Annotated in this window: 11 protein-coding genes; 9 read left to right on the forward strand and 2 right to left on the reverse strand. The window is 43.6% G+C overall.

The features are described from left to right. The first annotated feature begins 121 nt into the window (after positions 1-121). The 8 genes from SWP_RS07695 to SWP_RS07730 all read left to right on the forward strand — a co-directional run bounded on the left by SWP_RS07695 (position 122) and on the right by SWP_RS07730 (position 8,831). Complete coding sequence (locus SWP_RS07695) at positions 122-499, forward strand: hypothetical protein (RefSeq protein ID WP_020911879.1); 378 nt, start codon at positions 122-124, stop codon at positions 497-499. Between the two features lie 287 nt (positions 500-786). Continuing rightward, entirely contained in the window at positions 787-1,386 is a 600-nt protein-coding gene (gene recR / locus SWP_RS07700; RefSeq protein ID WP_020911880.1) for a recombination mediator RecR, read from the forward strand. Positions 1,387-1,557: 171 nt separating this feature from the next. After that, positions 1,558-3,474 carry a molecular chaperone HtpG gene (htpG, locus tag SWP_RS07705; protein ID WP_020911881.1) on the forward strand — a complete coding sequence of 639 codons (1,917 nt, stop codon included), beginning with the start codon at positions 1,558-1,560 and terminating at the stop codon, positions 3,472-3,474. 133 nt (positions 3,475-3,607) lie between these two features. Continuing rightward, positions 3,608-4,453, forward strand: a complete 846-nt coding sequence (locus SWP_RS07710; RefSeq protein WP_020911882.1) for a tetratricopeptide repeat protein — start codon at positions 3,608-3,610, stop codon at positions 4,451-4,453. A 188-nt stretch (positions 4,454-4,641) separates the two neighbouring features. Then, a complete protein-coding gene (gene adk, locus SWP_RS07715; protein WP_020911883.1) occupies positions 4,642-5,286 on the forward strand; it encodes an adenylate kinase in 645 nt (214 codons plus the stop codon). A gap of 349 nt (positions 5,287-5,635) precedes the next feature. Then, a complete protein-coding gene (gene hemH, locus SWP_RS07720; protein WP_020911884.1) occupies positions 5,636-6,631 on the forward strand; it encodes a ferrochelatase in 996 nt (331 codons plus the stop codon). A 252-nt stretch (positions 6,632-6,883) separates the two neighbouring features. After that, entirely contained in the window at positions 6,884-8,188 is a 1,305-nt protein-coding gene (locus SWP_RS07725) for an inosine/guanosine kinase (protein ID WP_020911885.1), read from the forward strand. 88 nt (positions 8,189-8,276) lie between these two features. Next, positions 8,277-8,831: a sugar O-acetyltransferase gene (locus SWP_RS07730; protein WP_044556337.1), complete on the forward strand. Its 555-nt coding sequence runs from the start codon at positions 8,277-8,279 to the stop codon at positions 8,829-8,831. A gap of 73 nt (positions 8,832-8,904) precedes the next feature. Here the strand turns inward: SWP_RS07730 and SWP_RS07735 are convergent, their stop codons facing one another. Then, positions 8,905-10,233: a dicarboxylate/amino acid:cation symporter gene (locus tag SWP_RS07735; RefSeq protein WP_020911887.1), complete on the reverse strand. Its 1,329-nt coding sequence runs from the start codon at positions 10,231-10,233 to the stop codon at positions 8,905-8,907. A 218-nt stretch (positions 10,234-10,451) separates the two neighbouring features. Between SWP_RS07735 and SWP_RS07740 the strand changes: the two genes are divergently transcribed. Next, on the forward strand, positions 10,452-12,953 hold the full coding sequence (locus tag SWP_RS07740) for an Ig-like domain-containing protein (protein WP_020911888.1): 2,502 nt from the start codon (positions 10,452-10,454) through the stop codon (positions 12,951-12,953). Between the two features lie 73 nt (positions 12,954-13,026). On the opposite strand, the gene astB is transcribed toward SWP_RS07740, so the two are convergent. Beyond that, positions 13,027-14,364 (reverse strand): N-succinylarginine dihydrolase, encoded by a 1,338-nt coding sequence (gene astB, locus SWP_RS07745; RefSeq protein WP_020911889.1) that lies wholly within the window; start codon positions 14,362-14,364, stop codon positions 13,027-13,029. Positions 14,365-14,575 lie beyond the last annotated feature (211 nt).

Below are 14,575 nucleotides of genomic sequence, written 5' to 3' on the forward strand. Positions count from 1 at the left end.
CGAATACTAGAGCATTGGCTAGTGCCAGATTAGTAATGTTCCTTTAGGAAAAGTCCCAGTGTTGGAAATGCTCTTAAGCGCATAAAATGGCGGCTATGAGTACGAGTAAAGGTAAAATAACATGAACAGATTCTGCTTTTTATTCGCTGCAGTGGCTGTGGTATTAGTTACAAGCCTAGGCAGTGCTGCGAGTGCTGGAACCTGGAGTAAAGACAGTCAATCTCCAGTGCTGGAGTTTAGCGGCGAGTCGATACAAGCTATTAGTAAAACCCATTTTCGCGTGAAAGTAGCATACAGTGAAGCCGCTAAAATGCGTTGTGTTGGATTTGCTGAAAAGCAAGCCGTTGCGATTGACTCCATTGTGGTTATCCCACCATTTGGGGTCGCAAATATGCTGATTAATGAAACTGACAAAGACATAGATGGCGTAAAATGTTGGATAACGAGCACCCGTAAAGAAGATTTGAAGCGCGATTATATTCAGCATGATTTGAATTAACGACACAAACTATTGGTAGGCTTACCCAAAGCGTACTCGCCAGTAATAGCATGTCATCGATTGTTTAACGGCCCAATATCAATTGGGCCTTTTTTGTTGGAGTGATATCTCGGCAGAAGCCAGACAAAGCCAAGCGTTGCTTAATTTAGCAGGCTGTTTGGATTTTATATGTTAATATTTGCAATCAACCTGATTAAGTGTGCGGCGGACTTGAACCTTCCCCTTTGCGCCTAACAATCAATATTATTATTTAAGGCGAGAGTTTGCCTTGTTACGCGGAACGTTAAATGAAATTTAGTCCTCTTGTTGATGAGTTGATCCAGTCACTTAAATGCTTACCTGGTGTAGGACCAAAATCAGCACAGCGCATGGCATTTCAGCTATTAGAGCGTGATCGCAAGGCGGGAAGTAAGCTTGCAGATTCTCTCGGTAAAGCGATGTCTGAAGTCGGCCATTGTCAGTCTTGTCGTACTTTTACCGAAGAAACGTACTGCCCAATTTGTGTTAGTACCAAGCGTGGCCACTCAAGTGTGATCTGTGTGGTCGAGACACCTGCTGATGTTTTGGCCATTGAAGCTGGTGGACACTTCTCAGGACGTTACTTTGTGTTACTTGGTCACCTGTCACCACTTGATGGGGTGGGACCTGATGAATTGGGCTTGGCACTGTTAGAAACGCATTTGGCGTCAGGAGAGGTGACAGAACTCATTTTGGCGACTAACCCAACCGTTGAAGGTGACGCTACTGCGCACTATATTGCCGATATGGCAAAGAATCATGAGTTAGCCGTCAGCCGCATTGCGCATGGTGTGCCAGTGGGTGGGGAGCTTGAATATGTGGATAGCACCACTTTAGCCTTGTCTTTTAATGGACGCTTACCCATTTAACTTAACTGCTGAAGGTGAGTTTAAATTTGAAAACCAGTTAATGTTTATCCATTAACTGGTTTTTTTTTGTGCATTTGAAGTCAATGCAACCTTTTTCCCTTGAAAAGCATTTTTATAGCCCCATTTCTAGTAACAAGCTCAACTTAAACCGAATTTTAAAGGGAACATTTCATGTCACAACAAGAGACTCATGGCTTTCAAACTGAAGTCAAACAACTACTGCATTTGATGATCCACTCTTTGTATTCAAACAAAGAAATTTTCTTGCGCGAACTAGTATCTAACGCAGCGGATGCGGCAGATAAGCTGCGCTACGAAGCATTAACCAACAATGACCTTTATGAAGGTGAAGGCGAACTACGCGTTCGCATCAGTGCTGACAAAGAAAAAGGCACAGTGACCATTTCTGATAATGGTATTGGTATGACCCGTGACGGTGTGATTGAACACCTAGGTACGATTGCTAAATCAGGCACCGCTGATTTCTTTAAAAATTTATCAGGTGATGATTCAAAAGACTCACAGCTGATTGGTCAGTTTGGTGTAGGTTTTTACTCTGCATTTATTGTTGCCGATAAAGTGACGGTTCGCACCCGTGCAGCAGGCCATAGCAGCGACGAAGGTGTGCTGTGGGAATCAGCTGGTGAAGGTGACTTCACTGTCGAAACTATCTCTAAGCAGACTCGTGGTACTGAAATTACTCTACATTTAAGAGATGACGAAAAAGAGTTTGCAGATGACTACCGCCTGCGCTCTATTGTCACTAAATACTCAGATCATATCTCTGTCGCCGTTGAGATGTTTGAAGAGGGAACCCCAGCGGTTGAAGCGACTGAAGACAGTGAAGCTGTTGCAGCAACAGAAGGTAGCTGGAAGCCAATGAACAAGGCGACAGCGCTTTGGACACGTAACAAGAGTGACGTGACTAAAGAAGAATACCAAGAATTTTATAAGCATATCTCACACGATTATACTGATCCGCTAGTGTGGAGTCATAACCGTGTTGAAGGTAAACAGGAATACACCAGCCTGCTTTATATTCCAGCTAAAGCGCCATTTGATATGTGGAACCGCGATCGTAAGCACGGTCTAAAGCTATTTGTTCAGCGCGTATTCGTGATGGATGACGCAGAGCAATTCATGCCAAGCTACCTGCGCTTTGTGCAAGGTTTGATTGACTCAAATGACTTGCCATTGAATGTATCGCGCGAAATTTTACAAGACAACAAGGTGACGACATCACTGCGCACCGCTGTGACTAAGCGCGTGTTAGGCATGCTAGAAAAATTGGCTAAAAACGATGCTGAAAAGTACCTGTCTTTCTGGGCTGAATTTGGCCAAGTACTGAAAGAAGGTCCAGCTGAAGATTTCGCAAACAAAGAACGTATTGCTGGATTACTTCGCTTTGCATCGACTCACACAGGTGAAGCAACGCCAGATGTTGCATTAGCTGACTATGTTGAACGTATGCAGGAAGGTCAAACAAAGATCTACTACATCGTTGCTGATAGCCATGAAGCGGCGGCAAATAGCCCGCATCTAGAACTGTTACGCAAGAAAGGCATTGAAGTATTGCTAATGTCAGAGCGTATTGATGAGTGGCTGATTAACCACCTTACCGAGTTTGACGGTAAGCAGATGCACTCGGTAACTCGCGGCGATCTTGAGTTAGGTGAACTCGAAGATGCTGGTGAGAAAGAAGCGCAAGAGAAGCTTGAAACAGAGTCTGAAGGTCTAGTTAAGCGTGTTAAAGACAGCTTAGGTGACAAAGTCTCTGAGGTTAAGGTGACGACGCGTCTAACTGATACGCCTGCTTGTGTTGTTGCGGGTGAAGGTGAAATGTCGACGCAGATGATCAAGCTGATGCAAGCGGCAGGACAAGCGGTACCAGAGTCTAAGCCTACATTTGAGCTTAACCCTGAGCATCCACTTGTTGCCCGTCTTAACGATGAGCAAGATGAAGAGCTGTTCGCACAGTGGTCTGATCTACTGCTGCAACAGGCATTATTGTCTGAGAAAGGTAGCCTAGCGGATCCGTCAGCCTTTATTAAGTTGATGAACCAAATGCTGTTGGCAAGCGTTAAGTAGCAAGCAACTATATCCATTCTGCTTCAGGCGCAGCCGCCTTGTGGCTTTGATTGAAATCACGCACCTTGGGGCAGAACGGGTATATAATAGAGGCAGTTAATCTGCCTCTTTTTTTTATGGCTTAAGGAAAGTTATGGAAAATATTCTAGAACTGACTAAAGAAAACATACAGCAAGTGGTTGACGCTTCGATGGAGCAGGTCATAGTGTTGGCATTTTGGGCGAGTCAAAGCCCTGAAAGCTTAACCTTGATGCAAACCCTTGAAAGCTTGTCGCAACAGCAAAATGGCCGTTTTGTGCTGGCCAAAGTCAACTGCGAGACTGAGATGGAGATAGCAAACTATTTCCAGATCCAGAATTTGCCGACCACCTTGGTACTACATGAAGGAAAACCTGTTGACGGTTTTGCCGGGGTGCAAGACGCGGCGCAAATTACTGAAATGCTCGATAAGCATCTGCCGGCGCAGTGGCAGTTAAAGCTCAATCAAGCACGAGTGTTTTTATCTGAGCAAAATGCTATTGGTGCTCTACCACTGTTAAAAGAAGCCTATGCTGAGCAAGCGATTGCTGAAATCGCCTTGGCTTTAGCTGATGTCTACCTGTCTCTTGGGGCGTTAGAAGACGCCAAAGTGCTGCTCGATAGTGTCGGCCTTGCCGATCAAGACAGCTACTACCAAAGCTTAAAGGCAAAGTTAGCATTGGCACTTGATGCTGCTGATACGCCAGAGATCAGAAAGCTACAAGCAGATTTTGAGCAATCTCCAAATGACATGGCGACCTTGCTTGACCTTGCGAAAGCACTGCACCAAGCAAAACGTAATGATGAAGCGCTAGAGTTACTGTTTACGCCACTGCAACAAGATGTGGCTGCGTTAGATGGCAAGGTCAAAGGGTTGTTTTTGGAGATCTTAACCGCCTTAGGCCAGGGGAATACGTTGGCTAACCAGTATCGACGGAAACTTTACACCTTACTTTACTGATAAAGGTCAATATCTTGACTTATTTGCCCTGACTGAGGCTAAAGTCGAAGGTAAATCGCTTCAAAATGGCGGCTATTTATGCGAAAATCGCCGCCCTAAACATAATAATACCAATCGCGTGACCACACTTTAGACATTTGTCTGCGTTAGAGGTTGGTATAACAATGCGAAATAAGAGGAAGATTGAGATGCGCATTATGCTATTAGGTGCCCCAGGTGCCGGTAAAGGTACCCAAGCCCAATTCATCATGGAAAAGTACGGTATTCCTCAAATTTCAACGGGTGACATGCTGCGCGCTGCAGTAAAAGCTGGCACACCACTTGGCCTAGAAGCTAAAAAAGTGATGGACGCAGGTCAACTGGTTTCTGACGAGTTAATTATTGGTCTTGTGAAAGAGCGTGTAGCACAAGATGATTGTGCTAAAGGTTTCCTACTTGATGGTTTCCCACGCACAATTCCTCAAGCTGATGCGATGGCTGCTGGTGGCATTGCTATCGACCACGTTGTTGAAATTGACGTGCCAGACGAAGAGATTGTTAAGCGTATGGGCGGCCGTCGTGTTCACCCTGGTTCTGGTCGTGTTTACCATATTGTTTTCAACCAACCAAAGGTTGAAGGTAAGGATGATGTCACTGGTGAAGATCTGGCTATTCGTCCAGACGACGAAGAAGCTACAGTGCGTAAGCGTCTAGATATCTACCATGAGCAAACTAAGCCATTGGTTGAGTATTACGGCGCTGTAGCTGCAAAAGGTGAAGCGACTTACAACAAGTTTGACGGCACTCAGTCTGTAGCTAAAGTTAGCGAAGAGATCGTTGCTGCACTTAGCTAATACCAATTAGTATAAGAAGTTGATCTACTCAGAGTGTCTTTGGCGAACTAATTCAACACAGAAGTAGGAAGTCAAAACACTCCATAGTGGTGAGTTTTAGCAGCTCTGATGCTGCACTAACGAGTTAAATCGTAGAATAACTATGGTCTTCACTCGTTGGCTTACCTCAGAGCCATTAAACTCTCACTGAGCGATCAAATCTTTATACTGATTGGTATGAATTTACACAAAATAGCTGTGTGTTTATGAGCTAGTTCTCATATTTAATAAAGCCCATGTAAGTGGGCTTTTTTTATGCTTTTTCCAATGATAGCCTGACGCAGAATATCTTGGTTAAAAGAGAGAAAACGTGAACGACACAAGCTCCCCATTCGGTGTTTTATTGGTTAACCTTGGCACGCCTGATTCCCCAACCGCGCCAGATGTTAAAAAATTCTTAAAGCAGTTCTTAAGCGACCCTCGTGTTGTCGATATCTCTCCTTGGATCTGGAAGCCGATTCTTAATGGCATCATTTTAAATACCCGTCCAGCCAAAGTCGCCAAACTCTACGAGTCTATCTGGTGGGAAAATGGGTCTCCGTTAATGGTGATTAGCCAGCAACAGCGTGACAAATTGGCGCAATCTTTACAAACCAATTTTGGCTTCAACGTGCCTGTTGAGCTTGGCATGAGCTACGGCAATCCGTCATTAGATTTAGGCCTTAATAAACTAAAAGCCCAGGGAGTGAGTAAGGTTTTTGTATTGCCGTTGTATGCTCAGTACTCATGCTCAACCGTTGCACCTGTATTTGATGCAATTAGCGAGCTACATAAAACCAAGCGCGACTTCCCTGAACTACGGATCAACAAAGAGTATTACGCTCATCCTAGTTATATTGCAGCGCTGGCTGAGTCAGTAAAACAGCACTGGCAGAGTAAAGGTCAAGCAGAGGTGCTGTTGATGTCCTTCCACGGCGTGCCTGTTCGTTATGTGACCGAAGGCGACCCTTATCAAATGCAGTGCCAGAAAACTGCAGAGTTAGTGGCTGAGTCACTCGGTTTATCGGCTGAGCAGTGGCAGATCTGTTTTCAATCTCAGTTTGGTAAAGAGGAGTGGTTAACGCCAGCAACGGATCAGTTACTTGAGTCTCTGCCTGAGCAAGGGGTTAAATCCGTTGATATTATGTGTCCGGCATTTTCGTCTGATTGCTTAGAAACACTGGAAGAGATCTCACAAGAGGGTAAAGAAAGTTTCATATCTGCGGGTGGAGAACGTTACGAGTTTATTGGTTGTTTAAACGATTCAGATGCTCATATTGAGCTATTACAGCAAATAGTTAAGCAACAAACCTTAGGTTGGTGCTAAATTTAATGGCTAGTCAGTGATTTCAACTGGCGAAAGAGGCTGGGTATGGTAGAATTCCCCGCCTTTTTTGTCTCTGCTTATGATTTAGCACTTAGCGTGTTTGGTCATGGTTAATCTGTGAGACACGTTAGCATTTTAGGCTGCTAGAATTTTAAAACCATGAGTTATTTGTTAAAGCTAAGCGTAATAACTTGTGATTACTTACCCGTATAATTATCTTTTGCATGGATGCCGAATGAAAGAGAGCTCAATATGAAGTTTCCAGGTCAGCGTAAGTCTAAACATTATTTTCCAGTTAAAAACCGTGATCCGCTATTAGCGCAGTTGATCCAACAACCTCAACCAATCTCTACCTATGTGTCTGGCATCGACCAAACATTAGTAGACATTGAAGCCAAAGTGGAAGATGAGTTACTGAGTCGCTATGAGTTACCCAAAGGTAATTCGACTTTGATAGATGATGACAAGGCACACGCTTTGTATAACGAATTAAAAGATCGCGAGCTTGTTAGTGACGAATTTGCGGGTGGAACCATTGGCAACACAGTACACAATTATTCGATTCTAGCCGATGACCGCTCTGTGTTATTTGGCGTTATGAGCCGAAATATTGAAATTGGTAGCTACGCCTATCGCTACCTTTGTAACACTTCATCAAAAGTTGACTTGAACCAACTACAGCCTGTTGCTGGGCCTATCGGCCGTTGCTTCACTCTGATTTCAGAATGTGGTGAGCGTACTTTTGCTATTAGCAAAGGTTCAATGGATAAGCTGACTCCCGAGTATATTGATAAAGATATTGTTCAAGGTGGTTCAGCACTGATCTTAACAGCATACCTAATGCGCGCTAGTGGTGAAGACAAGATCACCGATGCCGCCATGAAAGCCATTGAGTACGCAAAAGAAGCAGAAGTACCAGTAGTACTTACTTTAGGCACGCGTTTCTTAATTGAAGAAGATCCACAATGGTGGCAAAACTTCATTAAAGAGCATGTCACAATACTGGCGATGAATGAAGATGAAGGTGAAGCATTAACAGGCTTTAAAGACCCTCTACAAGCCAGTGAAGCAGCATTAGAGTGGTGTGACATGGTGTTAACTACTGCTGGGCCTTTAGGGCTTTATACTGCAGGTTATACCGAAGACTCTGAAAAGCGTGAAACAAGTCATACCTTGTTACCGGGCGCAATTCCAGAGTTTAACCGTTATGAGTTCTCTCGTCCTAAATTAAAAGCTGATTGTGAATCGCCGCTTAAAGTGTACGCGCATATTTCACCTTATATGGGCGGCCCAGAAAAAATCCGTAACACTAATGGTGCAGGAGATGGTGCGTTAGCTGCATTACTGCATGATCTAGCGTCTAATCGATTCCATAAGATCAACGTGCCGGGCTCAAGTAAACATAATCGTGACGGTCTATGCTACTCGTCATTTTCGCAGATCTGTAAGTACGCTAACCGTGTCGCTTATGAAGTGTTAGCGCAACATAGCCCAAGATTATCACGCGGCTTACCAGAGCGTGAAGATAGCCTAGAAGAGTCATACTGGGAAAGATAACTCCCAAGTTTAGATTGATTACTTTATCACTAAGGCACCCCAATACTTGTTTGGCGGTGCCTTTTTTATAACAACTGAGGTCGCAAAGATGACTGAATATGAAAGGATGTTAACTGGTGCAGTATTTGATGGTGGCGACGCTGAAATTTCAGCGGTGAGAGACAAGGCGTTTATATTAACTAAGCAAATTAATAATAGCGCTAGCTTTACCGAATCTCAGCAGCGAGTGACGCAGCTCTTAGGCAGCATAGCAGCGGGTTCACTGGTCAGCGCACCGTTCAATTGTGAATTTGGTCAGCAGATCCATATCGGCCGCGACAGTTTTATTAATATGGGCGTTACTATGTTAGATGGCGCGATGATAACTATTGGCAATAATGTAATGATTGGGCCTAATAGCCAGCTTTATACCGCCTCACATTCCATTGATTATTTAAGTCGCCGACGTTGGGAAACCTTTTGCAAGCCGATCACTATTAAAGATGATGTTTGGATTGGTGGTAACGTTGTGATTAATCAAGGAGTGACTATCGGTGAGCGGTCGGTAGTGGCTGCAGGGTCGGTGGTCAATCATGATGTCCCGGCCGACACGTTAGTGGGCGGTACACCAGCTCGAATATTAAAAAAACTAGCTGCTAGTTAAGGGTTGTAGATGATAAAAAAAGGCGCCGATTGGCGCCTTTTTAGTTCAGTAGCTACATCGTATCTCGATGTGATTACTGCTGATTGTTTTGCGCTTCAGCATGAACTTGAGCGTTAAATCCAGGTGCAACTTTACCAGCTTGAGTGTCGTTGAAAACCTTTTCATCAAACTCATTTTCAGATTTAGCAATGACCACGGTTGCAACTGTATCACCTGTTACGTTAACTGCAGTACGCACCATATCGAGTAGTCTATCGACACCGATAATCAATGCGATACCTTCTACCGGAAGACCCACTTGGTTAAGTACCATTGCCAGCATGATAAGACCTACACCAGGCACACCCGCCGTACCGATTGATGCAAGAGTTGCAGTTACTACGACCATCGCATAATCAGTAATGGTCAATTCAATACCAAATACTTGTGCAATAAATACCGTTGCTACACCTTGCATAATCGCGGTGCCATCCATGTTGATGGTCGCGCCCAGTGGCAGAGTGAATGAAGCAATCTTATTATCGACACCCATACGGTGCTCAGCAGTTTCAATCGTTACCGGTAAGGTTGCGTTTGAACTTGCTGTGCTGAATGCAAATAGCTGCACGTCACGAATTTTGCGGATGAAGGTAAAAGGACTTAGGCCTGAAAATACTTTCAACAACGTTGGATAAACAATGAACGCATGGATGAGCAGTACACCTAGTACCACAAAGAAGTATTGCACCACACTACCGAAAGTTTCCATTCCGAGTGTTAATGCCAGTTTTGCCATTAACGCAAATACACCGTAAGGAGCAAGTTGCATGATTAGCGTAACTACGCGCATGATAACTTCGTTAAGGTCTGTAAACAGCGCTGCAACGCGTTTTCCACGCTCACCGATATGAGAGATAGCAAAACCAAAAATAACCGCAAATATGATGATTTGAAGCATGTTGCCTTCACTCATCGCCTGCAGCGGGTTAGTGGGCACGATATTAATGATCACATCGGCCAAGCTTGGCGCCTGTTTTGCGTCAAAATGCATGCTCTCAGTTACCAAGGTCGCATGACCTGGATGAACTGCAATCGCGATGAGGATCGCCATTGAAAGTGCAATCGCGGTGGTAAAAAGATAGAACGCGATGGTCTTACCACCGAGTCGACCTAACTTAGACGGCTCGCTTAGCGAACATGTACCACAAACTAGCGATACAAATACCAAGGGAACAACTAACATTTTCAAACTTGAAATGAAGATAGTACCGATGACATTTAAGAAGCCTTCGGTGATGTAATCTTTAATGAATTCACTTTCAGGGAAAAGATTACGAAGAAGTAACCCTAGAACAATACCTGAGAACATGCCGAGTAAAATTTTACTCGTTAACCCAAGCTTTTTTGATTTCGTAGCAGACATAGTGCTTCCTGTATAATTTTTATGCTTTTCAATTTGCGCATTAAAGCCTAGCAAGAAAGAGCCCCAGTTGAAATGGTATTAAAGTTAAAGTTTTTGATGAAATTTAGAAATTTACTACCTTTCGTGGTAGATAAGTTGTCAGGAAATTGTGTAGTGTTGTCATCTAGGTAATCAGATAATTACCAGATATTATAATCAGAGTAACAGGGAGTCTGACAATGAAGTCAGCTTATAGTGTTTTTATTGCGTTAATATGGTCGCTTTTTCTCGTTGGTTGTGGAGGTGGTGGAAGCATATCCACCGATCCAGATAAACCAATTCCAGAGCCAACAGATGTTATTTCAGTCGCGTTGACTATCTCCAATACCGAAATTACAGCTGCCACCCCAGCAACAATTACGGCAACGGTTTCAAGTAGTTTAAATGGTCCTTTAGCAAACACCTTAGTCACTTTTGCGTTAAGTGATAAATCTTTAGGGGGATTTGATCCATCAATCGGCACAGCATTAACCAATTCTGATGGTGTTGCGACTATTGAATTGGCTACTGCGGATGTTAAAGGTGCTGGTACTGCTTCTGCCACTGTTGATGGCATGACAGGTGACCCAGCTAAAATTGGCTTTAGTATGGCTGGTGATGGGGGAGAGTCTGGTGGAGGGGCAAGTATATCTCTAGCTTTGACTGATGGTGCTGGTAATCCAATTTCTGCTATTACAACAACATCGCCTGGCAAGTTAACAGCTACTGTTGCGGGCATAAATAAGGCATCAATTGTTACTTTTAAAACTTCAATCGGTGATATTCCAATAAATACTGCTGTTACTGATAGCGAAGGCAAAGCAACAATTGATATCTACGCCGGTAGCTCTTTAGGAGCGGGTGAAGTTGTCGCTTCTTTAACAAGTGGTGAAGAGGGCAAAGCCGTAGTTGTTGTCGGAGCTACAAATGTAGTGATGGGAAGTGGTACTCCCTTCAAAGTCGGAGTTGCAGAGGTTAGTGTTGCAGAGCTAACTGCTGGCGGCACAGCAAGTGTATCCGTCATTATACAAGATGATGAAGGCAACTTATTTACTCAACCGGTGGATGTGAATTTCTCTTCTACTTGCTCAACTAAAACAGTTGCCGAAGCAGAGATTAGCTCACCAGTACCTTCTGTTAATGGTGTAGCGACAACCACATATTTAGCTAAAGGTTGTAAAGGTGATGACACCATTAATGTGAGTGCCAATGCTGGCGGATTAAACCTCACTGCAACCGGAACTATAAAAGTATTGTCTGCAGATGTTGGCAGTATCGTATTCGTATCCGCGACACCGCAAAACGTTAGCATTCTAGGAACGGGTGGGGATGAATCTTCTGTCGTTCAGTTTAAAGTACTCGATACTAATAGTAACGCGGTAAGCAATCAATCGGTCTCATTTGCATTAAACACAGATGTTGGTGGGATCTCGTTAGACCCGTTAACAGCAACGACTAACAGTCTTGGTATTGCTCAAACAGTTGTTAGAACAGGTACTGTTGCGACTTCAGTTCGAGTGACTGGCACCGTAGACGGCTCAAGCCCTCTAGTTTCAAGTCAATCAAAACAGCTGATAGTTTCAACTGGTATTCCGGATCAAGATAGTTTTTCATTATCGGCATCTCAGCTCAACGCTGAGGGGTGGAATATTGATGGTGCTGAAGTCACTGTAACTGCTCGTCTAGCGGATGCATTTAATAACCCAGTACCAGATGGTACTGCCGTCTCTTTTACAACAGAAGGTGGTTCAATAGAGGATGCTTGTCAGACTATAAAAGGTGCTTGTAGCGTGGTTTGGACGAGCCAACAAGCTCGACCAGAAGGGCACAAATTGATAGACGGTGCGGGTATTCAAGTTAATAACCCACGCGCTGAGCTGTCTTATGATGCTGCATTAGGAGTTTATGGAAACTTCTACGGCCAAAAGTATGGTGGCCGAGCGACAATTACCGCTACAGCTATTGGTGAAGAGTCATTTCCTGATTTAAATGGCAATGGCCGTTTTGATGCTGATGAAGTATCTGCATTTTTAACGCAAACTGATGTTAGTGGTCAGGCTTACGATCTTGATGATGCATATAATGATTACAATGAAGATGGTCTGTTCAATCCACAACAAGACGGTGGACAAATTGGTGGTGAAGTAGAAGAACTCGTCGACTTTAATTCAAATCAAGTGTTTGATGAAAAAGATGGAAAATATAACGGTGTTCTTTGTGCTTCAACTGCACATGACGGTTGCGCAGATGGTATTGCTGATTCAAAGTCGCTTTATGTCCGTGGCAGCTTAGTCATTGTGATGTCAGGAAGTGGCGCTCTCGCTACAAATCCTGCTGATGTGTTGATCTCTGACAGTGATGACCCAAATGGAAGTTATGATCAACGTATTGATATTATAGGCAAATCTTCTGCTTCAGTATTGTTCACTATTTCTGATCTACATAACCAACAGATGCCCGCTGGCACTAAAGTAACCTTTACTGCAAGTGCTGGTTCAGTTTCGAGTCGTTCAGAATATATATGGCCAAGCACAAACTATAATGGCGGACGTCAGTTTAGTGTCTCAATTAAAGGTGAAGAGGAACCTAACTCTGGTACTTTTTTGGTGACAGTTGAAACTCCCGGTGTTACAACTGCGAATGGTACTATAATTGGTGGAACTTCAACCCCAGTATTGTCACTGCCAATTGATATTAAATAGTTTTTGTGTTGCATATAAATAAAAAAGCCCCCTAAATTAGGGGGCTTTTTAGTCTCTTAAATTTGGTAATCTGTTATCTTTGGAACTGATACACACTACCCAACTTCATGATCTGAGTGAGTTCATCAAGGGCGGTACGTGATTCTATTACCAATTGAGGGTCTGCAAGATCCGCGACACTTAAACGGTCACGATAATGCTTATCAACCCACTGATTGAGGCGCGCAAATAGCGCATCGTTCATCATGGTATTTTGGTTAACTGCAGCCACTTCATCTTGATTCATTGCAACACGTAAACGTAAACATGCTGGGCCACCGCCATTTTGCATACTTTGCTTCACATCAAAGTAATGCACTTGTTTGATAGGTGAGCCTAAAGTCACTAGTTCATTTAAATAAGCATGAACTGCAGGGTTTTCTTGACAGTTGGTTGGCGCGATAATCGCCATTTCACCTGAAGGCAATGTTACCACTTGAGTATTGAACAGGTAGCTCTTTACCGCATCCTGAATCGCTACTTTTGCGGTTGGCACTTCAACGAAATGCAGTGGTGATTCACCAAACTTACGTTTTATCTCTTCAAGTTTTGCTTGGGTATTTAAAAATGCTTGCTCATGGTAGAACAGTACATTTTGGTTACCGACAGCAATCACATCGTTATGGAATACACCTTGATCGATGACATCTGGATTTTGCTGCATGTACACAGTGTTATCATCATCTAGCTGGTGCAGACGAGCGATGGCCTGTGAGGCTTCAAGAGTTTGGCGAGCAGGGAATTTTTGTGGTTTAGGAGCTGATGGATTCGTCGCTTCTTGGCCATAAACAAATAGCTCAATGCCTGCATGGCCATACTCACTGCAAAGGCGGGTATGGTTGGCTGCACCTTCATCACCAAAACTAGTATGTTCTGGTAAATGTTGGTGGTGTTTGAAATAGCGGCTATCGTTAAACGTAGCTTGCAGAATATTTCCAGTAGTGACAGGCTCAATACTGCGATGCAGTTTATCGACTAAGTTTGCAGGGGTAAAATGCAATTTACCATCGTGAGTATCGGCACTAGGTGATACTGTTGCGGCATTAGCTGTCCACATACTTGAAGCACTGCAGCATGCACGTAACAACGCAGGAGCTTCTTTAGCGGCTTTATTTAAGACTTCAGCATCAGAGCCGGTAAAACCGATTCTACGCAGCGTATGAAGGTCTGGACGCTCTTGAGGAGCAAACATACCTTGTACTAAACCTAAGTCTGCAAGAGCTTTGGCTTTTTTGATCCCTTGTTTGGCAGCATCTTTAGGGCTAGATGTCGCGGCAGCGTTGTTTAAAGAGGCAACGTTTCCGAATGATAAACCCGCGTAATTATGTGTCGGGCCTACTAGTCCGTCGAAATTGGCTTCAAAATGCTTCATTCTTTATCCTTTAGGGTAGCTCAGGTGCTATTTCCATTCCTGAGTTGTAATTATTGAGCTCAGTATACTTAAGCTCAAAGGCTAAACAAGGCGGGTTTTTTTTCTAAAAACAGTGTATTTGCATCAAAATGCACAACTAATACTTGCTTGATGACTAATAATGAAATATTAGTTTTTAAATAAGCACTAATTTTTTTCACATTTATTTCAA

The organism is Shewanella piezotolerans WP3 (assembly GCF_000014885.1).
GTDB classification, from domain to species: Bacteria; Pseudomonadota; Gammaproteobacteria; order Enterobacterales; family Shewanellaceae; genus Shewanella; species Shewanella piezotolerans.